We start from the raw sequence: 25188 nt of genomic DNA, 5'->3' as shown, positions 1-25188 counted from the left end.
TCAGGAGACTCCCCATGAAAACCGACAACGTCCTGCAAACCATCGGCAACACCCCGCATGTGCGCATCAACCGCCTGTTTGGCCCGGGCGCCAGCGTGTGGATCAAGTCCGAGCGCAGCAACCCCGGCGGCTCGATCAAGGACCGCATCGCGCTGGCCATGGTGGAAGACGCCGAAAAATCCGGCGCCCTGAAACCCGGCGGCACCATCATCGAGCCCACCAGCGGCAACACCGGCGTGGGCCTGGCCATGGTGGCGGCCGTCAAGGGCTACAAGCTGGTTTTGGTGATGCCCGACAGCATGAGCATCGAGCGCCGCCGCCTGATGCTGGCCTATGGCGCCAGCTTTGACCTGACGCCGCGCGAAAAAGGCATGAAGGGCGCCATCGCCCGTGCCGAGGAGCTCAAGGCCCAGACGCCCGGGGCGTGGATTCCGCAGCAGTTCGAGAACCCGGCCAACATCGACGTGCATGTGCGCACCACGGCGCAAGAAATCCTGGCCGACTTCCCCGACGGGCTGGACGTGCTGGTCACCGGCGTGGGCACCGGCGGGCACATCACGGGCGTGGCGCGGGTGCTGAAAGCCAAGTTCCCGCAGCTGAAGGTGTTTGCCGTGGAGCCCACGCAATCGCCCGTCATCAGCGGCGGCCAGCCCGCGCCCCACCCCATCCAGGGCATTGGCGCGGGCTTCATCCCCAAGAACCTGGACACCAGCCTGCTCGACGGCGTGATCCAGGTCGATGCCGAACCGGCCCGCGAATACGCCCGCCGCAGCGCCCGCGAGGAAGGCATGCTGGTGGGCATCTCCAGCGGCGCCACGCTGGCCGCCATTGCGCAAAAACTGCCCGAACTGCCCGCGGGCAGCCGCGTGCTGGGCTTCAACTACGACACGGGCGAGCGCTATCTGTCGGTGGAAGGCTTTTTGCCGGCTTAACCGAGAAAAGGCCGTTGGATGCGGCCGGTAAAATCCCCCTCCCCTGCATTGCCCTTCGCCCGATAACCACGGGCCGCAAGACCATGATCCGCCTTTCTGAAATCCGGCTGCCGCTGTCTGCGCTGCCGTCCGACCCCAACCCCAACCCCAACCCCGACACCCAGCCCGAAGCCGCCCTGCGCGCACTCGCCGCGCAGGCGCTGGGCCTGGCCGATGCCGCCGGCATTGCCACGCTGCAGGTTTTCAAGCGCAGCTTTGACGCACGCAAGGCCGATCTGCTGGCGGTGTACATCGTCGATGTCGCGCTTGCCGACGCCGCGCAGGAAGCCGCCCTGCTCGACCAATTCGCAGGCAACCCGCACATCCAGCCCACGCCCGACATGGCCTGGCAGCCCGTGGGCCAGGCCCCGGCCCATCTGCCCCTGCGCCCGGTGGTGGTGGGCTTTGGGCCCTGCGGCATCTTCGCGGCACTGGTGCTGGCGCAGATGGGTTTCAAGCCCATCGTGCTGGAGCGCGGCAAGAACGTGCGCGAACGCACCCAGGACACCTGGGGCCTGTGGCGCAAGCGCGAGCTCCACCCCGAAAGCAATGTGCAGTTTGGCGAAGGCGGCGCGGGCACGTTCAGCGACGGCAAGCTTTACAGCCAGATCAAGGACCCGCGCCACCTGGGCCGCAAGGTGATGGCCGAGTTCGTCAAGGCCGGTGCGCCCGAAGAAATCCTGTACGTGGCGCATCCGCACATCGGCACCTTCAAACTGGTGAAGGTGGTGGAGAGCCTGCGCGCGCAGATCATCGCGCTGGGCGGCGAGATCCGCTTCGAGCAGCGCGTGACGGACGTGATCGTGGAAGAAGGTGCAAAAGGCCGCCACCTGCGCGGCCTGACGGTGCTGAACCAGGCGACGGGCGAAACCACCGCGCTCGCTGCCTCCCATGTGGTGATGGCGCTGGGCCACAGCGCGCGCGACACTTTTGCCATGCTGTACGAGCGGGGTGTGCAGATGGAGGCCAAGCCGTTTTCCATCGGCTTTCGCATCGAGCACCCGCAGGGCGTGATCGACCGCGCCCGCTGGGGCCGCCACGCCGGCCACCCGCTGCTGGGCGCGGCCGACTACAAGCTGGTGCACCACGCCGCCAATGGCCGGGCCGTGTACAGCTTTTGCATGTGCCCCGGCGGCACCGTGGTGGCCGCCACCAGCGAGCCGGGCCGCGTGGTCACCAACGGCATGAGCCAGTATTCGCGCAACGAGCGCAATGCCAATGCCGGCATGGTGGTGGGCATTGATCCGCGCGACTATCCGCGCGACCCTGCGGCCTACGAAGCCACGCTGGGCGCCACGCACGGCGTCGAGGCCCTGGCCGCCGGCCAGCACCACCCGCTGGCGGGCATCGTGCTGCAACGCCAGCTGGAATCGGGCGCCTATGTGCTCGGCGGCAGCAATTACAGCGCGCCCGGCCAGCTGGTGGGCGACTTCATCGCCGGCCGGCCGTCGAAAGAGTTGGGCAGCGTGCAGCCGTCCTACCAACCCGGCGTGACGCTGGGCGATCTGCAGGGCGCACTGCCCAGCTACGCCATCGCAGCCATGCGCGAGGCCCTGCCGGTGTTCGGCCGCAAGATCAAGGGCTTTGACATGCCCGACGCCGTGCTCACCGGCGTGGAGACGCGCACGTCGGCGCCGCTGCGCATCGACCGCGGCGACCACCTGCAAAGCCCCAACACCGCCGGCCTGTACCCAGCGGGCGAAGGTGCCGGCTACGCCGGGGGCATTCTTTCGGCGGGCGTGGACGGCATCAAGGTGGGCGAGGCCGTGGCACGCAGCCTGCTGGGCGCGGCGGCCTGACAACGGCGGTTTCGCAAGCGGCGCGGCCACCGCGGGGCCGCCGCGTTTCTTGACATCCATCAAACCGCAGACGCACCGGGGCGGCACACTGCAGGTGGCAAGGTTGCCACGCAACAGGACCCACCCATGACCGCACCGCTCGCAACACCCCTTCCCGCATCGCCCCCCGCGCCAGCGGGGCTGATCAAACGTTTTGGGCTGTGGGCGGCTCTGGCGGCCATGGTGGCCGTGTTGCTGCTGCCCACCCCTGCCGACTTGCCGCTGGCCGGGCACTACATGCTGGCCATTCTGGCGTTTGCCGTGATCGTGTGGATGACCGAGGCGCTCGACTATTCGGTCAGCGCCGTGGTCATTGGCGCCTTGATGCTCTTTTTGCTGGCCTACGCGCCCAGCGCCGCCAAGCCGGGCATGACCACCGCCATGGGCACCGGGGCTTCGCTCAGCCTGGCGCTCTCGGGTTTTGCCAACAGTGCCGTGGCATTGGTGGCGGCGGCGTGCTTCATTGCCTCGGCCATGACGGCCACCGGGCTGGACCGGCGCATCGCGCTCACGGTGCTTTCCAAGGTGGGGGCCAAGACGCACCACATCGTCATTGGCGCCATGATCGTGGGCTTTTTGCTGTCGTTCATCGTGCCCAGCACCACCGCCCGCGTGGCCTGCCTGATGCCCATCATGATGGGCTTTGTGCTGGCCTTCAATGTGGACCGAAAAAGCCGCTTCGCCGGCCTGCTGGTGATCACCACGGCGCAGACCGCCAGCATCTGGAACGTGGGCATCAAGACCGCCGCCGCACAGAACATGGTGGCCATCGGCTTCATCGAAAAACAGCTGGGCGCGCAGATCACCTGGGGCGAATGGTTCGTGGCCGCAGCGCCTTTTGCCGCGCTGCTGACGGTGGCGCTGTTCTTCATCATGACCCGCATGATGAAGCCCGAAATGCACGAGATTGCCGGGGGCCAGGAAACCATCCGCAAGCAATTGCAGGAGCTGGGCCCCATGACGGTGAACCAGTGGAAGCTGCTGGCCATCGTGCTGGCGCTGCTGGGGTTCTGGTCCACCGAAAAGGTGCTGCACAGCTTTGACACCACCTCCACCACCATCGCAGCCGTGGCGCTGATGCTGTTTCCGCGCATCGGCGTGATGGACTGGAAGCAGTCGCAAAAGGGCTTCCCCTGGGGCACCGTGGTGCTGTTTGCCGTGGGCATCAGCGTGGGTTCGGCCCTGCTGCAGACCAAGGCCGCTGGCTGGCTGGCGCAACTCATCGTGACCAACCTGGGCCTGCAGATGGCCTCGGCATTCGCCATCCTGATGCTGCTGTCGGGCTTTCTGATCGTCATCCACCTGGGCTTTGCCAGTGCCACGGCGCTGGCGTCCACCATGATTCCCATCATCATCAGCGTGCTGTCCACCGTGCAGACGCCGGGCATCAACATCGTGGGCATGACCATGATTTTGCAGTTCGTGGTGAGCTTCGGCTTCATCCTGCCGGTGAACGCGCCACAGAACATGATTGCCTACGGCACCGACACCTTCGAGGCCCGTGATTTTGTGCGCACCGGCTTCATGATCACGGTGGTGGGCTCGGTGCTGCTGGTGATTTTTGCGCTGACCTACTGGCCCTGGATGGGCCTCATGGTGCGCTAACCCTGCGCCTCAATGCAGGGCGCCGGGGCTGCGGGCAAAGCCCCGCGTCCATCAACAATCCCGGGCTTTAATGCAGCGCTCTCACGCCGCCCGCTGCAGCAGGCAACCGGAACGCATCCACCATCTCCGCCAGTTGCTGCGCCTGCGCGCGCAGGCCCTGGGCAGCGGCCGAAGACTCCTCCACGAGCGCCGCATTCTGCTGAGTCATCTGGTCGAGCTGCGAGACCGCCTCGCCCACCTGGCTCAGGCCGGTGGTCTGCTCACGGGCCGCCGTACTGATCTCGCCAATGATGGTGGCCACCTGCTGGACGGAATCGACAATCTCGCCCATGGTGTCGCCCGCGGCATGCACCAGCTTCGCGCCTTCATCGACCTGGCGCACACTGTCGCCGATCAGGCCACCAATCTCCTTGGCCGCGGTGGCCGAGCGCTGGGCCAGGCTGCGCACCTCGCTGGCCACAACAGCAAAACCACGGCCCTGTTCACCCGCACGGGCAGCTTCCACCGCCGCATTGAGCGCGAGAATGTTGGTCTGGAACGCAATGCCGTCGATCACGCTCGTGATGTCGGCAATGCGGCGCGACGACAGCGCGATGCCGTCCATAGTGCCCACCACGCGGTCCACCGCCTCGCGGCCCCGGCGGGCCACATCGCTCGCGCCCGTGGCCAGGTGGCTGGCCTGCGCGGCGGCGTCGGCACTGTGACGCACAGTGGCCAGCAGTTCTTCCATGCTGGCGGCGATCTCTTCCAGGTTGGACGCCGTCTGCTCGGTGCGCGCCGACAGGTCGCTATTGCCCGCAGCGATCTCGCTGCTGGCGCCGGCCACCGAAGTGCTGGCCTGGCGCATGCCCACCACCAGTTCGGCCAGCCGTGCCTGCATACCACCCAGGCGTGCCAGCAGGGCCTGCAATTCGTCACGGCTGCCCGCCTTCGGCTGCTGCACGGGGGATGTGAGGTCGCCTTCGGCAATGCGGTCGGTCACCTCGGACGCATGGGCCAGAGGCTGCAGGATGGAGCGAGACAGCAACCAGGCGCAGGCCAGACTCAGCAGCAGCCCCACCAGCGAGCCCGCCGCCAGCAGCGTGATGCCCTGGCTTTCGCTGCGGGCTGCAGCCTCGCGGGCCTCGGCCACGCGCTGGCGCTGGTACTCGGCCAGCTTGTTCACCGATGCAGCATAGGCGTCGGCTGCAGGCCGTAGCTGGTTGGCAATGGCGTCTGGCGGCAGGGCTTCGCCCGCCTTGCGGCGCTTGACGAGGTCGTCACGCACTGCACGGAAGCCGTTGCCCGACTTGTCAATGGCATCGAACAGTGCCTGGGATTGCGGGTCTGCCGCCAGTGCATCCAGCCGCTTGCGCACTTCAGAGGATCGGGCCGACGTGACTTTGCGGTCTGCATCGATGCGTGCGGCATAGGTGGGGTTGTCGATTTCCAGCAGGGTTTCGGCGCGCACTGAGCTAAGCACCACGATAGCGTGCAACTCGCGCGCCAACAACGCGCGCTCGGACGAGGCACCGCCCAGGTCATCGGCAATGTCCTGCAAGTCAGCCAGCCGCCAAATGCCTATGGCCGCTGACAGCGACATGACCAGACAGACAACACCAAAGGCCAGGGCCAGGCGGACCGCAACACGTGCGTGAGAGATGGACATAAAGCGTTCTTAAGAGAATAAAAGTCAACAAAAACCTGGGCGCGACGCTACGCGGCATTGGATTGCAGGCAGTCCCCAGCTTATCGACAAAAAGTTACACCCTCTTAAATCTCCGCAAGATCTGCCTGCCCAACTGGCAATAAAAAGGCCGCTGCAGCGCAAAGCGCTGCAGCGGCCTTCCCTTGGGAAGGGCCGAAAAGGGAACCCGATCAGCCTTGCTGCTGTGCGTTCTGCAGCGCGGCAATGCGCTCTTCAATCGGCGGATGGGTGCTGAACAGCTTGCCGATGCCACCGGCAATGCCCATGGCCGCCATGCTCTTGGGCAGCTCGGCGGGGTGCATGCCACCCAGGCGGGCCAAGGCGTTGATCATGGGCTGGCGGCGGCCCATGAGCTGGGCGGCACCGGCGTCGGCGCGGAACTCGCGCTGGCGCGAAAACCAGGCCACGATGATGGCAGCCACAAAGCCCAGCACGATATCGAGCACCACGGTGGTGACCATATAGCCGATGCCTGGGCCCGAGCGGTTCTCGTTGTTCTTGTTGAGGAAGCTGTCCACCGCGTAGCCGATCACGCGCGACAGGAACACCACGAAGGTGTTCATCACGCCCTGGATCAGCGTCATGGTGACCATGTCGCCATTGGCGATGTGCGCCACCTCGTGGCCGATCACGGCCTCCACCTCCTCGCGCGTCATGCCTTGCAGCAGGCCCGTCGAGACGGCCACCAGCGCCGAGTTCTTGAACGCACCCGTGGCGAAGGCGTTGGGATCGCCCTCGAAGATGCCGACCTCGGGCATGCCAATGCCGGCCTTCTCGGCCAGCTTGCGCACGGTTTCAACGATCCAGGCTTCATCGGCATTGCGCGGCTGCTCGATGATCTGCACGCCCGCGCTCCACTTGGCCATGGGCTTGCTGATCAGCAGCGAGATGATGGCGCCGCCAAACCCCATGACAAAGGCAAAGCCCAGCAGCGCGCCCAGATTCAGCCCGTTGGCCGTGAGGTAGCGGTTGACGCCCAGCAGGCTGGCAACAACACCCAGCACGGCCACCACGGCCACGTTGGTCAAGAGGAACAAAATAATACGTTTCATGGGTTCTCCACAGAGAGGCGGGGTTGTCTGGCCCTAGAAGCCTTGAGCGGCACACATGGGGGTGGCCGCGCGCTCCTTCAAGCCGGTGTCACAGCACGGCAGATCCCATGGTGTGATTGCTTTTGCGGGGCGCGCTGCGAAAGACGAGGGAGTCATCATAGAAGGAAAAGTTCTCGTTTCCGGGCCACCAGCCGGGTATCCCCAGCACGGGCAATGGCACAAACGGCTTGGTCACCAGGCGCTCGGGTTGCAGCGACTGCGCCAGCCAGGCATCGAGCGATGCTACCGAATCAATAGCTGCTTGCGCTTGATACACATGCGCTGTGATGGGTTTTCGTGGAAAAACCAGCTTTTCCAGCAGCGCATGGCCGAACAACACCAGCCGGGCCTCGCGCCACAGCGGCCGCAGGTCGACAAACAGCCGCCGCCAGTCCCGCGCCCGCAGCGCCGCCCAGAGCGCAGGCGGAGCGCTGAGCAGGGCGCCGTTTTCGTCGAACACGGTGAGCGCATCACGCAGCGGCCCTCGCACCGCCTGCACGCCATCGGCGGCAATGGCCTGCGCCTGCAACTGATTCAGCCGCTGCTTGGTTTGCGGAAACTGCTGCCAGACCAAGCCGTTGAAAAAGTCATGCAGGTTGTCACGCGTGGGCACGCGGCCGGTGTCGAAGATGAACTGCTCGTAGGCGATGCCATCGGGCAGGTCCTGCGGCGGCGCGAAGCCCACGGGGCCCCCTTCGGAAGTTGCGACCTGCAGCACGGCGTGCACCGCGCAGCCGCCTTGCAGCACCTTCCGCGCCAGCGGCTCGCCCGCCCCACGCCACGGATCCAGCCAGGGTGTGGCCCAGTCAATGGCGCCGAACGGGCTGGGCGCTAGACCAGCCGCCACGGCAGCGCTTCGCCCGCGCGCAAGGGCTTGAGCTCGGCCTCGCCGAAGGCGAAGCTGTCTGGCGGCGTCCAGCTTTCGCGGCGCAGGGTGATGGTGCCGGTGTTGCGCGGCAGGCTGTAGAAGTCGGGGCCGTGGAAGCTGGCAAAGCCTTCGAGCTGGTCCAGCGCACCCGCGTTGTCGAACGCCTCGGCATACATCTCGATGGCGGCGTGCGCGGTGTAGCAACCGGCGCAGCCGCTGGCGTGTTCCTTGAGGTGCGCGGGGTGCGGCGCGCTGTCGGTGCCCAGAAAGAACTTGGGCGACCCGCTGGTGGCGGCCTGCACCAGGGCCACGCGGTGGGTTTCGCGCTTGAGCACGGGCAGGCAGTAGTAGTGCGGGCGGATGCCGCCGGTAAAGATGGCGTTGCGGTTGTACAGCAGGTGGTGCGCCGTGATGGTGGCGGCGGTGAAGCGGTCGGCTTCGCGCACGTAGTCGGCGGCATCCTGGGTGGTGATGTGCTCGAAAACGATTTTCAGCTCGGGGAAGTCGCGGCGCAGCGGGATGAGCTGCTGCTCGATGAACGCGGCCTCACGGTCGAACAGGTCGATGTCGCTGCTGGTCACTTCACCATGCACCAGGAGCAGCATGCCGGCCTTCTGCATGGCTTCGAGCGTGGGGTAGATCTTGCGCAGGTCGGTCACGCCCGCGTCGCTGTTGGTGGTGGCGCCTGCGGGGTAGAGCTTGCAGGCCACCACGCCGGCCGCCTTCGCACGCACGATTTCTTCGGGCGGCAGCTTGTCGGTGAGGTACAGCGTCATCAGCGGCTCGAAGCCCATGCCTGCGGGCACAGCGGCCAGGATGCGCGCCTTGTAATCCAGCGCCTGCTGCGCCGTGGTCACGGGCGGGCGCAGGTTGGGCATGATGATCGCGCGGCCGAACTGGGCGGCGGTGTGCGGCACGACGGTGTGCAGGGGCTCGCCGTCGCGCACATGCAGGTGCCAGTCGTCGGGGCGGGTGATGGTGAGGGTGTCTGGGGCGGCAGTCATGGCCGCCATTGTCCCATCACTGCCCCGCCATCGGGCATTCGCCAGCGCTGCGTGCTCAGTGCTGCGTGCTCAGTGCTGCAGGATCTTGTTGAGAAAGTCCTTGGTGCGTGGCTGGCGGGCCTCGGGGTGGCCGAAGAAGGAGTCCTTGGAGCAGTCTTCCAGGATCTTGCCGCCCACATCCATGAAGATCACGCGGTTGCTGACCTTGCGGGCAAAGCCCATTTCGTGGGTCACGCACATCATGGTCATGCCTTCGTTGGCCAGGCCCACCATCACGTCCAGCACTTCGCCGACCATTTCGGGGTCAAGCGCCGAGGTGGGCTCGTCGAACAGCATCACGATGGGGTCCATGCTCAGGGCGCGCGCAATGGCCACGCGCTGCTGCTGCCCGCCCGAGAGCTGACCCGGGAACTTGTCCTTGTGCGCCATCAGGCCCACGCGCTCCAGCATCTTGAGGCCGCGCTTCTTGGCGTCATCGGCACTGCGGCCCAGCACCTTGATCTGCGCGATGGTGAGGTTGTCGGTCACCGACAGGTGGGGAAACAGCTCGAAGTGCTGGAACACCATGCCCACGCGGCTGCGCAGCTTGGGCAGGTCGGTCTTGGGGTCGTGCACGGCCACGCCATCCACATAGATCTCGCCCTTCTGAAAGGGCTCCAACGCGTTGATGGTCTTGATCAGCGTGGACTTGCCGGAACCCGAGGGACCGCACACCACCACCACCTCGCCTTTCTGGATGGTGGTGGAGCAATCGGTCAGCACCTGCACGGGGCCATACCACTTGGATACGTTTTTGAGTTCGATCATTAACTTGTTCCTCAATCTCTTGCGCATCAGCGAATAATTGCGATCTTCTGGTGCAGGCGCTTGACCATCCACGAGAGGGCGTAGCACATCACGAAATACAGCACGGCCGCCGCCAGATAGGCCTCGATGGGGCGGCCAAAGTTCTTGCCGGCCACTTCAAAGCCCTTGAGCATGTCGTAGGCGCCGATGGCATAGACCAGCGAGGTGTCCTGGAACAGGATGATGGTCTGCGTCAGCAGCACCGGCAGCATGTTGCGAAACGCCTGCGGCAGCACCACCAGCTTCATGTTCTGGCTGTAGGTCATTCCCAAGGCCTGGCCGGCAAACACCTGCCCCCGTGGCACCGACTGGATGCCAGCACGCATGATTTCGCTGAAATAGGCGGCTTCAAAGGCAATGAAGGTGATCACCGCGGACACCTCGGCACCGATGGGCCGGCCGATGATGGCCGGCACCAAAAGGAAGAACCACAAAATCACCATGACCAGCGGAATGCTGCGCATGCCGTTGACATAGACGGTGGCGGGCGCCGCAAGCCACTTCTTGCCCGACAGGCGCATGAGCGCCAGCACGGTGCCGAAGATCACGCCGCCAATGGTGGCCACCAGCGTGAGCATGAGGCTGAAATACAGCCCCTTGAGCACGAAGTTGGAGATCAGGTCCCAGTTGTAGAAGGAAAAATCAAGGCTGAGGTTCATGTCAGTGCCCCCCACCCGCGCCACCGGCCAACACCATCCCGGGGATGCGCGCCCGCTTCTCGATGAACGCCATGATGCGGTTGATGGCAAATGCCGAGACGATGTAGCAGGCCGTGACGGCCAGATAGACCTCGATGCCGCGCGAGGTCTCTTCCTGCGCCTGCATGGCAAACATGGTGAGTTCAGCCACCGACACGGCAAACGCCACGGACGAGTTCTTGAAGATGTTCATCGTCTCGCTGGTCAGCGGCGGAATGATGATGCGAAACGCCATGGGCAGCAGCACATAGCGGTAGGTCTGGAAGGTGGTGAACCCCATGGCCATGCCGGCGTACCGCTGGCCGCGCGGCAGCGCCTGGATGCCCGAGCGCACCTGTTCGGCAATCCGCGCCGAGGTAAAGAAACCCAGCGCCAGCACCACCAGCACGAAGCCCGGCACGGCCTGCATGGCGGGGAACATGGTGGGCACGACGTGGTACCACAAAAAAATCTGCACCAGCAGCGGAATGTTGCGAAACAGTTCCACCCAGGCATTGCCCAGCCGCACCACCACGGGCCGCCCTTGCAGCGTGCGCAGCGTGCCGATGAACGATCCCAGCACCAGTGCCAGCACCAGCGCACACAACGAAACCGATACGGTCCAGCCCCAGGCCGACAGCATCCAGTCCAGGTAAGTGATGTCGCCGCCCTTGCCAAAGCAGCCCTGCACCGCCTGCCGCTCCAGGGTGTCTTCGCAGAACACCTGCCAATCCCAGCTCATAGGTTGGTTCCTTCTTCAAACGGAATTTATTGGGCACCGCGGGCGGCGTCCAACAAAAAAGCCCCTTCAAACCCGCGGTCCGAAGGGGCGGTTCAATCCTGGGAGATTACTTCTTGGCGTAGTCTTCCATGGGCTTGTCGTTGGGGTTGGCCCAGGCGGCCTTGGTGGCATCCGACAGCGGCAAGCCAACCTTGATGTTGGTCGGCGGCACGGGTTGCATGAACCACTTGTCGTACAGCTTGGTCAGCGAGCCGTCGGCAATCTGGCGCTTGATGCTGTCGTCCACTGCCTTCTTGAAGGCCGGGTCGTCCTTGCGCAGCATGCAGGCAATCGGCTCGACCGACAGCACTTCGCCCACGATCTTGAAGTCGGCCGGGTTCTTGGCCTTGGAGATGTTGGCGGCCAGAATGGAGCCATCCATCACGAACGCATCGGCACGGCCGGTTTCGAGCAGCAAGAAGCTGTCGGCGTGGTCCTTGCCATAGACCTCCTTGAAGTCGATGCCGCCGGCGCGCTCGTTCTTGCGCAGGGTCTGCACCGACGTTGTGCCCGTGGTGGTGGCCACGCTCTTGCCGTTGAGGTCCTTGATCGCTGCAATGCCCGAATTCGCCTTGACGGCGATGCGCACTTCTTCCACATAAGTGGTCACCGCAAAGGCCACATCCTTCTGGCGCGTGGCGTTGTTGGTGGTGGAGCCGCACTCCAGGTCCACCGTGCCATTGGTCACCAGCGGAATACGGTTTTGCGACGTGACGGGCTGGTACTTGGTTTCCAGCGCGGACAGGCCCAACTGCTTGCGCAGGTCGGAGATGATGCGCTCGGCCATCTCGGTATGAAAGCCCACATATTTGCCGTTGCCCAGCGTGTACGACAGGCCCGACGATTCGCGCACGCCCAGCGTGATGCTGCCCGACGACTTGATCTTGGCCAAGGTGTCGTTCGCCTGCGCGAAAGCGCCGCCGGCAGCCAGTGCGACCACGGCCATCGCGAAAATATGCTTCTTCATTTCAATCTCCTGGTGTCATGCAAAAAAGGGATTCTAGAGACTTGCGCCAGCCCGCATTGTGAGCGAGTAGCGCCCTCCAGAACAGCGGGTTTACCTGCCGCTCCGGTCACCACGGCACCTGGCCGGCAGGGTGCTTTCAGGTGCCGCGCCGCAAACGACTGACTGACTGACGGGTTCGGTACGCAACAGGGTTGGCCGGATCCATGGGACGACCACCGGCCATGCCACGCTCCTGCGAGTACTTGAAAATTTATATAGCAACCTTCGTGCCGCAGCAAGGCCGTGGCCTGTGCACCACCGCGTGCACGCCGATTGTCAATGTCAGTCCCGAGAATTGCCTATGCCGAATGCGCGAGCAAGCAGACACAGGGTTTATATCCGCAGGGCCCCCTGGCTGGAGCCCACGCCCTGCAGATAGGTCCACAAGGCTTGCGCCGTGCCCTTCGGGGCCTCTCGTGCGCTGGGTTTTTCGCGGTAGGCGCGCACATCCATCACGATCTGCAGGCCTGACTGGTCCGCCGGTTCCGCGCTCACGAGTTTGCGCGCGCGCACATCCTTCTTGACGGCGCTGTAAGGGAGGAACGCCACACCATGGCCTTCCAACGCCATCGCCTTGAGGCCTTCGGCCATGTCGGTTTCATACACCCGCTCCAGGTGAATCGCGGTGCCCGACTCTTTGAGAATCAGTTCGGTCATGCGCCCCAGATAGGCCCCGGGCGCGTAGCCCAGATAGGGCAGCGGCTGGCCTGAGCGGCCGGGCAGACGAAACAGCGGCTGCCCGTCGGCATCGGGCTTGCTATAGGGCGACAGCACCTCCTGCCCCAGGGTCACCATCTCGTAGCGGTCGGTATCCAGCTGAAACGGCTGCGAAGCGTGGTGGTAGGCGATCATCAGGTCGCAGCCCCCTTCCACCAGACGCATCACCGCATCGTGCACATTGAGCGCAATGAGGCGGCTTTTGAAGGGGCCGAATTTCTCGTGCAGGTTTGAAACCCAGGCCGGGAAAAACGTGAACGCCAGCGTGTGCGGCACCGCAAACTCGATCATGTCGCGGCTGGCGCTGGTGTGCGCGCGCAGCATGGCGCGCGTGTTCTGCAGGGCCTGCAGCATCTCCAACGCCTGGTCGTACAGCGTCTTGCCCGCCGGTGTCAGGCGCGTGGGGTAAGAACTGCGATCGACCAGATCGGTTCCGGCCCACGCCTCCAGTGCCTGAATGCGGCGCGAAAAGGCCGGTTGCGTCACATGCCTCAGCTGGGCAGAGCGGCTGAAGCTGCGCGTCTCCGCCAGGCTGACAAAATCCTCAAGCCACTTGGTTTCCATCGCCGCATTATCCGCGCGTGCTGGCGTCGCCGTCGGGCCACGCAAAAGCGGGCGCGCACCGCAACACACCCCATAATGTGCGGCGGCGCGCACAGCGCCGTCCCCGTCCAAGGCCCCTGGTGCACAACACTGCCGGGCAGAGCGACAGCATTCGCCATGTTTGTTTCCCTGAGACCCTGCCCCCATGCCTCCCTCCTTCCCTACCGGGTCGACGGATTCCGTCGCCCCGCCGTCCCTGGCGCCTGAAGACAACGCCCCCCGCTCGCTGCGCATCGAAGACTGGCTCACGGTGATCGTGATGGCAGCGCTGGCCCTCATCACCTTCGCCAACGTGCTGGTGCGCTACTTCACCAATTCCTCGTTTGCATGGACCGAAGAAATCTCGGTCTTCCTGATGATCGTGCTGGCGCTGGTGGCAGGTTCGGCCGCCGTGGCGCGCGACCAGCACATCCGCATCGAATACTTTGCCGAAGGCGGATCGATGGCCCGGCGCAAGCTGCTGGCGCGGTTTGGCGCGCTCATGGTGGCCCTGCTGTTCGGCCTGATCGCCGTGCTGAGCGTGCGCGTGGTGTGGGACGACTACCGCTTTGGCGAGACCTCGCCGGGCATCGGCCTGCCCCAGTGGTGGTATTCGATCTGGCTGCCCGTGATCTCGGCGCTGATCGCCGCGCGCGCCATCGGCCTGTTCATCCGCCGGGGCCGCCAGACGCCGTCAGCAGACCACCACGGAGACTTCCCAGCATGATCGCCACGCTGCTGTTCGTGGCCTTCCTGGCCATGATGTTTGTGGGCGTGCCGATTGGCGCCGCCCTGGGACTGGCCGGCGCCGCCGCCATTGCGTTGGCCAACGCCGACAGCCAATGGTTCGGCCTGCTGGCCGTGCCGCAGAACTTCTACGCCGGGCTGGGCAAATACCCGCTGCTGGCCATTCCGATGTTCGTGCTGGTGGGCTCCATCTTCGACCGCTCGGGCGTGGCGCTGCGCCTGGTCAACTTTGCCGTAGCCATCGTGGGGCGCGGCCCCGGCATGCTGCCGCTGGTGGCCATTGCCGTGGCCATGTTCCTGGGCGGCATCTCGGGCTCGGGCCCGGCCAATGCGGCCGCCGTGGGCGGCGTGATGATCGCGGCCATGTCGCGCGCGGGTTATCCACCCTCGTTCTCGGCCAGTGTGGTGGGGGCAGCGGCCGCCACTGACATCCTGATCCCGCCGTCGGTCGCGTTCATCATCTACTCGGTGCTGGTGCCCGGCGCCTCGGTGCCGGCGCTGTTTGCAGCGGGCATGATCCCCGGCGTGCTGGCCGGCATCGCCCTGATCGTGCCCGCCGTGTGGATGGCGCGCAGGCACAAGATGGGCGCCCTCGAAGCCACCATGCCCCGCCCGCCGTTCTGGAAGAGCCTGCGCGAAGCCCTGTGGGGCCTGGCCGCGCCGGTACTGATTCTGGGCGGCATGCGTGCGGGCTGGTTCACGCCCACCGAAGCCGCCGTGGTGGCGGTGTTCTACGGCCTGTTTGTGGGCATGGTCATCCACCGCACCATCTCGGTGCGCGACCTATTCCCCATCCTGCGCGAATCGGGCGAGTTGTCGGCAGTGATCCTCATCGTGGTGTCCCTCGCGGGCATCTTTGCCTATTCGCTCTCCACCCTGGGCGTGATCGACCCCGTGGCCAACGCCATCGTGAACTCGGGCCTGGGTGAATACGGCGTGCTGGCGCTGCTCATCGTGCTGCTCATCACCGTGGGCATGTTTTTGGACGGTATCTCGATCTTTTTGATCTTCGTGCCCCTGCTGCTGCCCATCATGAACCACTACCACTGGGACCCCGTGTGGTTCGGCGTGATCCTCACCCTCAAGGTGGCGCTGGGCCAGTTCACGCCGCCATTGGCCGTGAACCTGATGGTGTCGTGCCGCATCGCCGGCGTGCGCATGGAATCCACCGTGCGCTGGGTCGGCTGGATGCTGTTCGCCATGTTCCTCGTCATGGTGCTGGTAATTGCGTTCCCACCACTGGCCCTGTGGCTGCCCGCGCGCCTGGGCTACTGATTTCGCTGTACAACCGTTTTCCATACTGACCTGAAGGAGACTGAAAAAATGAAACTGCGTACATTCCTCACCACGGCCGTGGCCGCTGCGGCCGCCCTGGCTTTCACCGCCCCCGCCGCCATTGCGCAAACCGCGTACAAAAGCGAATACCGCATGTCGCTGGTGTTGGGCACGGCCTTCCCCTGGGGCAAGGGCGGCGAGCTGTGGGCCAACAAGGTGCGCGAGCGCACCCAGGGCCGCATCAACATCAAGCTCTACCCCGGCGTTTCGCTGATCCAGGGCGACCAGACGCGGGAGTTTTCGGCGCTGCGCCAGGGCGTGATCGACATGGCGATTGGCTCGACCATCAACTGGTCGCCCCAGGTGAAGCAGCTCAATTTGTTCTCGCTGCCCTTTTTGATGCCCGACTACGCTGCCGCCGACGCACTCACGCAGGGCGAAGTGGGCAAGAGCCTGTTCACGACGCTGGAAAAAGCCGGTGTGGTGCCGCTGGCCTGGGGCGAAAACGGCTACCGCGAAATCTCCAATTCCAAGAAGGCCATCAAGACCCCGGATGACCTGAAGGGCATGAAGATCCGTGTGGTCGGCTCACCGCTGTTCCTGGACACGTTCACCGCCCTGGGCGCCAACCCCACGCAAATGAGCTGGGCCGACGCCCAGCCCGCCATGGCCAGCAGCGCCGTGGATGGGCAGGAGAACCCGCTGTCGGTCTATATGGCCGCCAAGCTCTACACCGTGGCACAAAAGCACCTGACACTGTGGGGCTACATGAATGATCCGCTGATCTTTGTGGTCAACAAGGACATCTGGAACAGCTGGACCCCCGCCGACCGCGAGATCGTCAAGCAGGCCGCCATCGACGCCGGCAAGGAGCAGATCGCCATTGCGCGCAAGGGCGTGATCGAGGCCGACAAGCCGCTGCTGAAAGAAATCGCCAGCCACGGCGTGACCGTGACCCAGCTCACCCCCGCCGAGCGCGAAGCCTTCGTCAAGGCAACGCGCCCCGTGGTTGACAAGTGGAAGGGCCAGATCGGTGCCGACCTGGTGAACCTGGCAGAAAAGTCGATCGCTGCGCGCAAGAAGTAATGCTATAAAAACAAGAGCTGCCAGCGCTTACCACCAAAGCGGTGGCAGCTTTTTTATCCTGATTAGCGACTTATCTCAGTGGCTTACCCCATCCGTTCGGGCTAAGCCTGTCGAAGCCAGGGCGCTCCTTGCAAACAGCCCTTCGACAAGCTCAGGGCGAACGAGGTCTGAGATATGTCGCCAATCAGGCCAAAAATACCCAAACGTCCAAGATCCCCAACAAACCGGCTTCACAAGGGCGAAACCATGGGCTTACCCGCAAAATGGCGCCGGGCGTTCTCCACAAAACGATCCACCGACGCCTGCACCGCCTCGGGCGACCAGCCCGCCACATGGGGCGTGATCACCAGGTTGTCCAGGTCGATCAGCCCGGCCGGCGGTGTGGGCTCGCTTTCATACACATCTAGCCCCGCGCCCGCAATGCGGCCTGTGCGCAGCGCCTGCGCGAGGGCGGCGGTGTCGACCACGCTGCCGCGGGCGATGTTCACCAGGTAGCCACTCGGGCCCAGCGCCTCGAGCACCGGGGCATCCACCAGGCGGCGTGTTTGTGGCCCGCCGGGCGTGGCCACCACCAGAAAGTCGGCCCATGCGGCCAGCGCCTGCACATCGGCAAAGTAGCGGTGTGGCACATCAGGGCGGGCGCTGCGGTTGTGGTAGCCCACCTCGACATCAAACCCCAGCGCGCGATGCGCGATCTTGCTGCCAATGGTGCCCAGGCCGACGATGCCCATGCGCTTGTGCGACACGCCCGGCGGCAGTGGCAACGCGGTGCGCCAGACGCCCTGGCGGGTCTTGGCATCCAGCTGCGGAATGCCGCGCACCACGGCGAGCAGCAGGCCCCAGGCATGGTCGGCCACGCAGTCGTCGTTGGTGCCGGCACCGTTGGCCACGGCAATGCCATGGGCCTTGGCGTAGGCCACATCGATGTTCTCAAACCCCGCACCCAGCGCGCTCACCAGCGACAGCCGGGGCAGCGCCTGCATCTGATCGGCGCGCAATCCGATGGAGCCAATCGTGAGCACGGCCTGTACCGTGGCACCGTGCGCGGCAATGGCCGCTGTGCATTGCGCCGCATCGGGCGCGTAAATCAGCTCAGAAGACCCCGCGAGCTGGGCACGGTGCTCTTCCGACAGAAAGGTGATGGCAAGCAGGACAGGTTTCATGGGTCAAGCAAATGAAGGATCATGGAAAACACCGAACTGGGGAATGAGGAAGCCATTTGACTTCCACCGATCCGCCCGCGCGCAGCGCATGAAACCGGCGCGGCCCAGGCGAGAGACCCCCAGCAAGTGCCGTCCCGCAGCGAAGGCGTCGTCGTCCCCCTCTGGGGCTGAGGGCCGCGGCTCCAGGCCTGCCTGCGCAGGCCTGGACGGTACCGAAGAGCCGCCGCCTCTGGCGGCCGCACCGAGGCGCCGAAGTGGAATCAAGGGGGGCTCTCATTCTGTTGCAGCGCCCACATGCTGGCATAGCGCCCGCCCAGGGCCAGCAGCTCGCTGTACGTGCCGCGCTCGACGATCTGGCCGGCATCCATCACCAGGATCTGGTGTGCATCGACCACGGTGGACAGGCGATGGGCGATGAGCAGCGTGGTTCGATTGCGCGCGGCGCTTTGCAGCTCGGCCTGGATGGCGCGCTCGTTGGCCGAATCCAGCGCCGAGGTGGCCTCGTCAAAAATCAGCACCGGCGGGTTTTTCAGCAAGGTGCGCGCAATGGCGACGCGCTGCTTTTCGCCGCCCGACAGCTTGAGGCCGCGCTCGCCCACCATCGTGGCGTAGCCCTTGGGCGTGGAGGCGATGAAATCATGGATGCGCGCGGCGCGGGCGGCTTCCTCGATGTCGGCCTGGCTGGCGCCGGGGCGGCCGTAGGCGATGTTGTAGGCCACCGTGTCGTTGAACAGCACGGTGTCCTGCGGCACGATGCCAATGGCCTGGCGCACGCTGGCCTGCGTCACATCGCGGATCTCTTGCCCCGCGATGGTGATGCGGCCTTGCTGGATGTCATAAAAGCGGAACAGCAGCCGCGCCAGTGTGGACTTGCCCGAGCCCGACGGGCCGACCACGGCCACCGTCTTGCCCGCCGGAATCTCGAAGCTGATGCCCTTGAGGATGGGCCGCGCCGGGTCGTAGGCAAATTGCACGTTTTCAAAGCGCACCGTGGGCTGGGCCAGCCCCACCAGCGGCTGCGCACCGGGGGCATCGGCCACCTCGCGCTCGCGGTCCATCAGCGTGAACATCTTGTCCAGGTCGGTCAGGCTCTGCTTGATCTCGCGGTAGATCACGCCCAGAAAGTTCAGCGGAATGTAGAGCTGGATCATGAAGGCGTTGACCATGACCAGGTCGCCCAGCGTCATGCGGCCATCGACCACGCCCTGCGTGGCGCGCCAGAGCATGGCCACCAGGCCCGTGGCGATGATGAGCTGCTGGCCGGTGTTGAGCAGCGACAGCGAGCTTTGCGCCTTCAGGCGCGCGGCGCGCAGGCGCTGCAGGCTTTCGTCGTAGCGCCGGGCCTCGAAGCTTTCGTTGTTGAAGTATTTGACGGTTTCGTAGTTGAGCAGCGAATCGACGGCCTTGCTGTGCGCGGCGGAATCAAACTCGTTGGCCTGGCGGCGAAACTGCGTGCGCCACTCGGTCAGCACCACCGTGAAGGTGATGTAAAGCGCCAGCGCGGCCAGCGTGATCCAGGCAAACCAGGCATCAAAGCGCAGCGCCAGGATGGTCAGCACCATGAACACTTCGATCAGCGTGGCGCCAATGTTGAACAGCGTGAACGAGATCAGCGACTCGATGCCGCGCACGCCGCGCTCGATGTCGCGCGTCATGCCGCCGGTCTGGCGCTCCAGATGAAAGCGCAGGCTTAAAGCGTGCAGGTGCTCGAAGGTCTGCAGTGCAATCGAGCGCGCCGCGCCTTGCGTGGCCTTGGCAAACACCAGCTCGCGCAGCTCGGTGAACAGCGAGGTGGACAGGCGCAGCAGCCCATAGGCCAGCAGCAGCCCGGCCGGCACCACCAGCACGGCGGCCGGGTCGCCGGGCTTGAACGCCATAGCATCGACCAGGTTCTTGAGCAGCACCGGCACGCCCACGTTGGCGACCTTGGCGCCCACCATGAACACGATGGCCAACACCACCCGCCACTTGTATTGCCACAAATACGGCAGCAGGCGCGAGAGCGTGGCCCAGTCGGAGCGCTTTTGCGCGGGATTTTCAGGAGAGGGGGGAGAAAGCTCGCCGTGGTGGCGCATGAAGGACAATTCCGATGGTTGTTTTACCGAGATTGTGCCTATGACCGACCTGCCCACCCTTGCCCCGCCCGCGTTGCCCTGCAGCCACGAGCTGGTACTCAAGGTCATCCCCATGCCCGCCGACAGCAATGCCAACGGCGACATCTTCGGCGGCTGGGTGATGGCGCAGGTGGACTTGGCCGGCGCCGTGCTGCCGGCGCGCTACATGCGGGGCCGCATGGCGACGGTGGCGGTGAAGGAATTCGTGTTCAAGCAGCCGGTGCGCGTGGGCGACATCCTGTCGTTCTTCTCGCACGTCACGCGCATCGGCCGCACCTCCATCACGGTGGATGTGGAGGTGTATGCCGAGCGCATGGCCCAGCAGGGCCAATACCTCAAGGTGACCGAGGCGCAACTGACCTATGTGGCCATCGACGCCGAAGGCCGGCCACGCCCGGTTCCCGTTCAGTCCTGAGCCTGCGGCGACCGGGCCCGTGGCGCCACAGGCGCGCCCCCGCCTGCGGGGCACGACCAGCGGGACAAGCCCCCCAGGTCAGGCAAGCGCCACTGCCGGCACCGGTGCGTCCACGGGCCGCGCAGCGCCCGCCGCGCGGGCAGTGGCGCCCACGACGCCCACCTCGATTTCACCCGACAGCTGGCCGCCCTCTTCCACCACCAGCTTGCCGTAGCGGATCTTCCCGCTGACCTTGCCGGTGGCAAAGACGACGAGCTTGTCGCGCACCGTGAGGGTGCCGTTGAATTCGCCGCGGATCTCGGCGATGTCGATGTCGGCCGAACCGCGGAACGCGCCCTGCTCGGCAATCTGGATGACCCGCGAATCCATTGTGGCTTCGACCGTGCCTTCCACCACCAGGGTGTCGCAATCGGTGATCTCCACCCCCTTGAGCTTGATGTTGGGGCCCACGGTGAGCTTGCTGCCGCTGCTTTCTGCGGGTGCCTTGGCTGCCGTTGCGGCCACCACGGTGGCGGCACTCGTGCTGGCCGATGCACTGGGCGCCACGCTGTTCACGCTGCTGCTGGGAGTGACCGGGTTGTGGCGGGGCTGGAAGGTTTCGGTTTCACGCTTGCCAAAAAAGGGGTTCTGCACGGCCATCGGATCTCCTTGAAAAGAAGGGATCGTAGAAGCGCCTGGTCATTTCACCTTACAGTCTCGCGCAAGATCGGTAACCAAATCGTTCTCCGGTTGCATGCACTTGCACCACTTGCACGGTCACACCGGTTGCGGCGCGTTCAAGGCGCGCTGCAGGTTGCAGCCGCTGACTGGAGCGGCGCTGATTTCAGCAGTTGCTGAAGTCGGGTTTGCGCTTTGCCATGAACGCGCCAAAGGCCTCGCGCGCGGCGGGCTCGCGCAGCATGCGGCCAAAGCTGGCGCCCTCCTCGGCCATCACGGCCAGCACCTGCGGGGTCTGGCCCTGTTTCATGAGGCGCTTGGTTTCGATCAGGGCCGTCAGCGGCTTGGCGGCTAGCTTGCGGGCCTGCGCCTGCGCCACGCCATTGCATTCCGTGGGCGGCACCACGCGGTTGACCAGGCCCACTTCCAGCGCGGCCTCGGCCATGAAGGGCTCACCCAGCAGCAGGGCTTCGGCGGCACGGTGGTAGCCCATCATCTGCGGCACCAGCAGGCTCGATGCGGCCTCGGGGCACAGGCCCAGGTTGACGAACGGCATGGAGAACGCCGCGTTGTCCCCGGCATAGACCAGATCGCAATGGAACAGCATGGTGGTGCCAATGCCCACGGCCGGGCCGCACACCGCCGCGATCACCGGCTTGGGGAAGGCGGCGATGCCGCGCAGGAAGCGGAACACGGGCGAATCCTGCGTAGAAGGTGGCTGCTGCAAAAAGTCGCCAATGTCGTTGCCGGCGCTGAAAACCGCCACATCGCCCTGGAACACCACCACGCGCACGCTGGCGTCGGCTTGCGCAGCGGCCAGCGCATCGGCCATGGCGGCGTACATGGTGGCGGTGATGGAGTTTTTCTTGTCCACGCGGTTGAAGGTGATGGTGGTCACGCCCGCTTCGGTGTGCACGAGGATGTCTTGGGTGGCTTCGGTCATGGTGGTCTTTGGGAGGTTCTGAATGGTGGGAGATAAAGGCGGCGCAGTGCCCCGTTCCTTACTCTTTGTAGTAAACGATCTGGTGGCTGGTGGCCAGCATGGTGCCCGCCTCGTTCCACAGCTGCACGGTCTGGTCAAAAAAGCCGTTGCGAAACTCCTGCCCGCGTGCCTGGCCGAGCAGGTAGCCCATGCCCGTCTCCTGCAACTGGGCCGCGCTGGCATGAAAGTACACCGTGATGGACACGGTGCCCGCCGGCACGCGGTGCGCACGGCGCAACCAGACGCGGGGGAAGAACACGTCGGCCAGCGCCGCCAGCGCACAAAAATCGAGCGGGCGCGGAGGCGCATCGCGCATCCACAGCTGGGTCAGGCTGTGGTCGCCGCTGCCGTCCCAGGCGCGCGGCAGTGTGCCGGTCACGGGCCGCATCTCATAGCGGCTGAGCCACTCCGAACCAAAGCCCGGCGGAATGGCGGGCAGGTCTGCCGGCTGCGGCACGCCGGGCATGGGCACGTCGCCCGCGCTCCAGGTCTCGCGGCGCACAGCCGTCACCGCCGTGGCGGTGGTGGTGACCACCTGGGCGCCCTCGGCGTCGGCCTGCAGGATCGACAGTGTCCAGTGCTGGGTAGAGCGGTTGGTGCGCACCGGCGTGGCCTGCACGGTGAATGGCCCCGCCATCAGGGCGCCTGCGTAATTGACGGTGAGCGACAGCGGGTCGCCCAGCCGCGCTGAGTGCTGCATCACGGCCTGAAGCAGCGTGGCTGCGGTGATGCCGCCAAAAGGCCCCACCATGTTCCAGTAACCCGCGTGGGTCTGGCCCTGGTACAGGCCTGGGGTAGAGGACGGCGCCAACTTCAGCGCTTCGTCCAGGGGATGGAGTTGGGAAGAAGTCATGCTGCAAGTGTGCCGCCAAATGAATCGCTATGCGGTCGTACCAGTGACTGCCGCACACCCACCACGCCGCCGATCACGTCGCTGGCACGCGCAGTGCCTTGGGGTTCATAGACACGCAGTGCCAAAGACACGGCCCCATTCACCTGCACGGTTTGCTTGTTCATGTCTGTCCCCTTGTTTCGAAACCGATCTGCACCGGCTTGAAAAGAAAACGAATCGCTGGGTAGTGCCCAGGCTTCGACAAGCTCAGCCCGAACGGGTAGGTGTGATAGCCCTGCCCTTGTGTATCCAAACCCCGCCCTCAAGGGCGTGGCGAGCGACTTTCAGGCTAGGCGGACGGAGCGCAGCAACCGGAACGTACTTGCGGTACGTGAGGATTGCGAGCACCGCCCAACGGCGCATGAAAGCCGCGCAGTAGCCAGTTACAACGCCTCGATGATGCCGGCGGCGCCTTGGCCGGTGCCTACACACATCGTGACCATCCCGTACCTCAGCTTGTGCCGACGCAGCGCATGCACCACGGTGGCCGCGCGGATCGCACCGGTTGCCCCCAGCGGATGCCCCAGCGCAATCGCGCCGCCCATGGGGTTCACATTCGCGGGGTTCAGGCCCAGCGTGTTGATCACCGCCAGCGACTGCGCGGCAAACGCTTCATTCAGCTCGTACCAGCCAATGTCGTCGCTCTTGAGCCCCGCATACCGCAAGGCCGCAGGGATGGCTTCGATAGGACCGATGCCCATGATTTCTGGCGGCACGCCGCGCGCCGCGTAGCTCACAAAGCGCGCCAGGGGCGTCAGGCCAAACTGCTTCACGGCCTTTTCGCTGGCGACGATGAGGGCGCCCGCGCCATCGCTGGTCTGCGAGCTGTTGCCCGCCGTGACGCTGCCGCGCGCCGCGAACACGGGCTTGAGCTTGGCCAGGCCTTCGAGGGACGTGTCGGGGCGCGGGCCTTCGTCCAGGCTCACGGTGCGGCGCTTTTCCACCACTTCGCCGGTGGCGAGGTTGGGCGAACGCTCCACGATCTCGAAGGGGGTGATTTCGTCGGTGAACTCACCGGCCTTTTGCGCCTTGATGGCACGCAGGTGGGATTCGAGCGCGAACGCGTCTTGCGCTTCGCGGCTCACCTTCCACTGTTGGGCGACCTTTTCGGCCGTGAGGCCCATGCCGTAGGCGATGCCCACGTTTTCGTCCTTGGCAAAAATCTCGGCGTTGAACGAGGGCTTGTTGCCGCCCATGGGCACCAGGCTCATGGACTCGGCGCCGCCGGCGATCAGCACGTCGGCCTCGCCCACGCGGATGCGGTCGGCGGCCATCTGCAGCGCGGTGATGCCCGATGCGCAAAAGCGGTTCACAGTGACGCCGCCCACGGGGTGGTCGAACGCCAGGCCCACGGCGATGCGGGCCATGTTCATGCCCTGCTCACCTTCGGGGAACGAGCAGCCAATGATGGCGTCTTCAATCGCCTTGGGGTCCAGCGTGGGGACCTGCAGCATCGCGCTCTTGATCGCGGCGACCAGCAGGTCATCGGGGCGGGTGTTCTTGAAATAGCCGCGGCCCGAGCGCCCGATGGGCGTGCGCGTGGCGGCGACGATGTAGGCGTCCTGGACTTGTTTTTGAGCCATGGTGAAACTCCTTCAATTCTTGGCGGGGCGGCTGGAAGGAATCCAGGCCCACGTAAATACACATTCAACCGGCTCCACGCCGGCTTCGTCGGTCACGGTGACTTGCACCTGCACCTCGCCCTTGTCGCTGGCCCGCATGGCGGCGCGCTGCGCGGCCGTAAGCGTGGCCACGGCCTTGAGGCCGCCCGTGGCGCGCTTCTTGAACGCCATGCTCAACGTCTTGGCCAGCGGGGTGCAGTCGTCGCGCACATTCATGCCCACGACCATGCCAGTGGCCGTTTCGGCCAGCAGGTTCATGGCCGAGGCGTGCACGCCACCGATGTGGTTGCGCACGCGGTGTTCGTTGGCCAGGTGCACCTCGACGCGCTCGGGCGTGAGCGACACAAACTTCACCCCGGCCGTGCCGGTGAAGGGCACGGCCCGGCGCAAGATGATGTTCTGCACGAAGCCGCGCATAAACGCGGGGGCCTCGTCCAGGCGCATCAGCGAGCGCTGCAGTTTGTTGGGGGCGTGTGCGTCGCTCATGTCCGACGCCCATCACTTTGCACATTGCCCACATCGCCGATAACTGGCGCGGCCCAGGCCGGTGCACCCGTGGAAC

General features: G+C 65.2%; 24 protein-coding genes. 7 read left to right on the top strand and 17 right to left on the bottom strand.

Annotated features, from left to right (window positions below; all coding sequences use genetic code 11):
• Window positions 1–14 precede the first annotated feature (14 nt).
• The 3 genes from cysK to J8G26_RS03685 all read left to right on the top strand — a co-directional run bounded on the left by cysK (window position 15) and on the right by J8G26_RS03685 (window position 4414).
• On the top strand, window positions 15–932 hold the full coding sequence (gene cysK, locus J8G26_RS03695) for a cysteine synthase A (protein ID WP_087747596.1): 918 nt from the start codon (window positions 15–17) through the stop codon (window positions 930–932).
• Between the two features lie 83 nt (window positions 933–1015).
• Window positions 1016–2770, top strand: coding sequence for an FAD-dependent protein (locus J8G26_RS03690; protein ID WP_210567969.1), 1755 nt, complete (start codon window positions 1016–1018; stop codon window positions 2768–2770).
• A 126-nt stretch (window positions 2771–2896) separates the two neighbouring features.
• Window positions 2897–4414, top strand: a complete 1518-nt coding sequence (locus tag J8G26_RS03685) for a DASS family sodium-coupled anion symporter (RefSeq protein ID WP_087747598.1) — start codon at window positions 2897–2899, stop codon at window positions 4412–4414.
• A gap of 67 nt (window positions 4415–4481) precedes the next feature.
• On the opposite strand, the gene J8G26_RS03680 is transcribed toward J8G26_RS03685, so the two are convergent.
• The 9 genes from J8G26_RS03680 to J8G26_RS03640 form a co-directional block, all read right to left on the bottom strand.
• Window positions 4482–6062: a methyl-accepting chemotaxis protein gene (locus J8G26_RS03680; protein ID WP_087747599.1), complete on the bottom strand. Its 1581-nt coding sequence runs from the start codon at window positions 6060–6062 to the stop codon at window positions 4482–4484.
• Between the two features lie 209 nt (window positions 6063–6271).
• On the bottom strand, window positions 6272–7153 hold the full coding sequence (gene htpX, locus J8G26_RS03675; RefSeq protein ID WP_087747600.1) for a protease HtpX: 882 nt from the start codon (window positions 7151–7153) through the stop codon (window positions 6272–6274).
• A gap of 88 nt (window positions 7154–7241) precedes the next feature.
• Entirely contained in the window at window positions 7242–8039 is a 798-nt protein-coding gene (locus tag J8G26_RS03670) for a DUF3025 domain-containing protein (protein ID WP_349238301.1), read from the bottom strand.
• Window positions 8024–9064: a dihydroorotase gene (gene pyrC, locus J8G26_RS03665; protein WP_210567968.1), complete on the bottom strand. Its 1041-nt coding sequence runs from the start codon at window positions 9062–9064 to the stop codon at window positions 8024–8026. The genes J8G26_RS03670 and pyrC overlap by 16 nt, the downstream gene beginning before the upstream one ends.
• Before the next feature lie 69 nt (window positions 9065–9133).
• The gene (locus J8G26_RS03660) at window positions 9134–9871 is read right to left on the bottom strand and encodes an amino acid ABC transporter ATP-binding protein (protein ID WP_087747603.1); all 738 of its coding nucleotides are present in this window, start codon (window positions 9869–9871) and stop codon (window positions 9134–9136) included.
• Between the two features lie 26 nt (window positions 9872–9897).
• Window positions 9898–10569 (bottom strand): amino acid ABC transporter permease, encoded by a 672-nt coding sequence (locus tag J8G26_RS03655; protein WP_087747604.1) that lies wholly within the window; start codon window positions 10567–10569, stop codon window positions 9898–9900.
• Window position 10570: 1 nt separating this feature from the next.
• Window positions 10571–11329 carry an amino acid ABC transporter permease gene (locus tag J8G26_RS03650; protein ID WP_087747605.1) on the bottom strand — a complete coding sequence of 253 codons (759 nt, stop codon included), beginning with the start codon at window positions 11327–11329 and terminating at the stop codon, window positions 10571–10573.
• A gap of 106 nt (window positions 11330–11435) precedes the next feature.
• Entirely contained in the window at window positions 11436–12335 is a 900-nt protein-coding gene (locus J8G26_RS03645; protein ID WP_210567967.1) for an amino acid ABC transporter substrate-binding protein, read from the bottom strand.
• A 372-nt stretch (window positions 12336–12707) separates the two neighbouring features.
• Window positions 12708–13655, bottom strand: coding sequence for a LysR family transcriptional regulator (locus tag J8G26_RS03640; RefSeq protein ID WP_210567966.1), 948 nt, complete (start codon window positions 13653–13655; stop codon window positions 12708–12710).
• Between the two features lie 184 nt (window positions 13656–13839).
• On the opposite strand from J8G26_RS03640, the gene J8G26_RS03635 reads away from it, so the two are divergent.
• Genes J8G26_RS03635 through J8G26_RS03625 form a run of 3 tightly spaced genes read left to right on the top strand, consistent with a single transcriptional unit; the run spans window position 13840 to window position 16781 of the window.
• Window positions 13840–14400 carry a TRAP transporter small permease gene (locus J8G26_RS03635; RefSeq protein ID WP_210567965.1) on the top strand — a complete coding sequence of 187 codons (561 nt, stop codon included), beginning with the start codon at window positions 13840–13842 and terminating at the stop codon, window positions 14398–14400.
• Entirely contained in the window at window positions 14397–15695 is a 1299-nt protein-coding gene (locus tag J8G26_RS03630; protein ID WP_210567964.1) for a TRAP transporter large permease, read from the top strand. Before J8G26_RS03635 ends, J8G26_RS03630 begins: the two co-directional genes overlap by 4 nt.
• A gap of 48 nt (window positions 15696–15743) precedes the next feature.
• The gene (locus J8G26_RS03625; RefSeq protein ID WP_210567963.1) at window positions 15744–16781 is read left to right on the top strand and encodes a DctP family TRAP transporter solute-binding subunit; all 1038 of its coding nucleotides are present in this window, start codon (window positions 15744–15746) and stop codon (window positions 16779–16781) included.
• 230 nt (window positions 16782–17011) lie between these two features.
• Here the strand turns inward: J8G26_RS03625 and J8G26_RS03620 are convergent, their stop codons facing one another.
• Both J8G26_RS03620 and J8G26_RS03615 read right to left on the bottom strand, forming a co-directional pair.
• A complete protein-coding gene (locus J8G26_RS03620; protein ID WP_210567962.1) occupies window positions 17012–17944 on the bottom strand; it encodes a 2-hydroxyacid dehydrogenase in 933 nt (310 codons plus the stop codon).
• 260 nt (window positions 17945–18204) lie between these two features.
• Complete coding sequence (locus J8G26_RS03615; protein WP_210567961.1) at window positions 18205–20019, bottom strand: ABC transporter ATP-binding protein/permease; 1815 nt, start codon at window positions 20017–20019, stop codon at window positions 18205–18207.
• 40 nt (window positions 20020–20059) lie between these two features.
• Between J8G26_RS03615 and J8G26_RS03610 the strand changes: the two genes are divergently transcribed.
• Complete coding sequence (locus J8G26_RS03610) at window positions 20060–20473, top strand: acyl-CoA thioesterase (RefSeq protein ID WP_087748404.1); 414 nt, start codon at window positions 20060–20062, stop codon at window positions 20471–20473.
• Between the two features lie 78 nt (window positions 20474–20551).
• On the opposite strand, the gene J8G26_RS03605 is transcribed toward J8G26_RS03610, so the two are convergent.
• From J8G26_RS03605 to J8G26_RS03580, 6 genes are all read right to left on the bottom strand, one after another.
• Window positions 20552–21112, bottom strand: coding sequence for a polymer-forming cytoskeletal protein (locus J8G26_RS03605; RefSeq protein WP_087747622.1), 561 nt, complete (start codon window positions 21110–21112; stop codon window positions 20552–20554).
• 184 nt (window positions 21113–21296) lie between these two features.
• Window positions 21297–22073 (bottom strand): enoyl-CoA hydratase, encoded by a 777-nt coding sequence (locus J8G26_RS03600; RefSeq protein WP_087747623.1) that lies wholly within the window; start codon window positions 22071–22073, stop codon window positions 21297–21299.
• A 58-nt stretch (window positions 22074–22131) separates the two neighbouring features.
• Window positions 22132–22965: a thioesterase family protein gene (locus tag J8G26_RS03595; protein ID WP_210567960.1), complete on the bottom strand. Its 834-nt coding sequence runs from the start codon at window positions 22963–22965 to the stop codon at window positions 22132–22134.
• Entirely contained in the window at window positions 22962–23129 is a 168-nt protein-coding gene (locus tag J8G26_RS03590) for a hypothetical protein (protein ID WP_349238300.1), read from the bottom strand. The genes J8G26_RS03595 and J8G26_RS03590 overlap by 4 nt, the downstream gene beginning before the upstream one ends.
• A gap of 258 nt (window positions 23130–23387) precedes the next feature.
• The gene (locus J8G26_RS03585; RefSeq protein ID WP_210567959.1) at window positions 23388–24587 is read right to left on the bottom strand and encodes an acetyl-CoA C-acyltransferase; all 1200 of its coding nucleotides are present in this window, start codon (window positions 24585–24587) and stop codon (window positions 23388–23390) included.
• Between the two features lie 12 nt (window positions 24588–24599).
• A complete protein-coding gene (locus J8G26_RS03580; RefSeq protein WP_210567958.1) occupies window positions 24600–25112 on the bottom strand; it encodes a DUF4442 domain-containing protein in 513 nt (170 codons plus the stop codon).
• Between the last annotated feature and the right edge of the window lie 76 nt (window positions 25113–25188).

It is taken from the genome of Acidovorax sp. JG5 (genome assembly GCF_017939685.1).
Taxonomy (GTDB): Bacteria; Pseudomonadota; Gammaproteobacteria; order Burkholderiales; family Burkholderiaceae_C; genus Acidovorax.
This window is presented reverse-complemented; position numbering and strand designations above follow the sequence as displayed.

Bases quoted from the DNA above. Each gene is read 5' to 3' on its own strand.
- J8G26_RS03585 (WP_210567959.1), bottom strand. From the start codon at position 24,587: ATGGCTCAAAAACAAGTCCAGGACGCCTACATCGTCGCCGCCACGCGC.
- J8G26_RS03590 (WP_349238300.1), bottom strand. From the start codon at position 23,129: ATGAACAAGCAAACCGTGCAGGTGAATGGGGCCGTGTCTTTGGCACTG.
- pyrC (WP_210567968.1), bottom strand. From the start codon at position 9,064: ATGACTGCCGCCCCAGACACCCTCACCATCACCCGCCCCGACGACTGG.
- J8G26_RS03595 (WP_210567960.1), bottom strand. From the start codon at position 22,965: ATGACTTCTTCCCAACTCCATCCCCTGGACGAAGCGCTGAAGTTGGCG.
- J8G26_RS03620 (WP_210567962.1), bottom strand. From the start codon at position 17,944: ATGAAACCTGTCCTGCTTGCCATCACCTTTCTGTCGGAAGAGCACCGT.
- J8G26_RS03655 (WP_087747604.1), bottom strand. From the start codon at position 10,569: ATGAACCTCAGCCTTGATTTTTCCTTCTACAACTGGGACCTGATCTCC.
- J8G26_RS03635 (WP_210567965.1), top strand. From the start codon at position 13,840: ATGCCTCCCTCCTTCCCTACCGGGTCGACGGATTCCGTCGCCCCGCCG.
- J8G26_RS03660 (WP_087747603.1), bottom strand. From the start codon at position 9,871: ATGATCGAACTCAAAAACGTATCCAAGTGGTATGGCCCCGTGCAGGTG.
- J8G26_RS03640 (WP_210567966.1), bottom strand. From the start codon at position 13,655: ATGGAAACCAAGTGGCTTGAGGATTTTGTCAGCCTGGCGGAGACGCGC.
- J8G26_RS03610 (WP_087748404.1), top strand. From the start codon at position 20,060: ATGACCGACCTGCCCACCCTTGCCCCGCCCGCGTTGCCCTGCAGCCAC.
- J8G26_RS03650 (WP_087747605.1), bottom strand. From the start codon at position 11,329: ATGAGCTGGGATTGGCAGGTGTTCTGCGAAGACACCCTGGAGCGGCAG.
- J8G26_RS03625 (WP_210567963.1), top strand. From the start codon at position 15,744: ATGAAACTGCGTACATTCCTCACCACGGCCGTGGCCGCTGCGGCCGCC.
- J8G26_RS03615 (WP_210567961.1), bottom strand. From the start codon at position 20,019: ATGCGCCACCACGGCGAGCTTTCTCCCCCCTCTCCTGAAAATCCCGCG.
- J8G26_RS03600 (WP_087747623.1), bottom strand. From the start codon at position 22,073: ATGACCGAAGCCACCCAAGACATCCTCGTGCACACCGAAGCGGGCGTG.
- htpX (WP_087747600.1), bottom strand. From the start codon at position 7,153: ATGAAACGTATTATTTTGTTCCTCTTGACCAACGTGGCCGTGGTGGCC.
- J8G26_RS03680 (WP_087747599.1), bottom strand. From the start codon at position 6,062: ATGTCCATCTCTCACGCACGTGTTGCGGTCCGCCTGGCCCTGGCCTTT.
- cysK (WP_087747596.1), top strand. From the start codon at position 15: ATGAAAACCGACAACGTCCTGCAAACCATCGGCAACACCCCGCATGTG.
- J8G26_RS03645 (WP_210567967.1), bottom strand. From the start codon at position 12,335: ATGAAGAAGCATATTTTCGCGATGGCCGTGGTCGCACTGGCTGCCGGC.
- J8G26_RS03685 (WP_087747598.1), top strand. From the start codon at position 2,897: ATGACCGCACCGCTCGCAACACCCCTTCCCGCATCGCCCCCCGCGCCA.
- J8G26_RS03690 (WP_210567969.1), top strand. From the start codon at position 1,016: ATGATCCGCCTTTCTGAAATCCGGCTGCCGCTGTCTGCGCTGCCGTCC.
- J8G26_RS03580 (WP_210567958.1), bottom strand. From the start codon at position 25,112: ATGAGCGACGCACACGCCCCCAACAAACTGCAGCGCTCGCTGATGCGC.
- J8G26_RS03630 (WP_210567964.1), top strand. From the start codon at position 14,397: ATGATCGCCACGCTGCTGTTCGTGGCCTTCCTGGCCATGATGTTTGTG.
- J8G26_RS03605 (WP_087747622.1), bottom strand. From the start codon at position 21,112: ATGGCCGTGCAGAACCCCTTTTTTGGCAAGCGTGAAACCGAAACCTTC.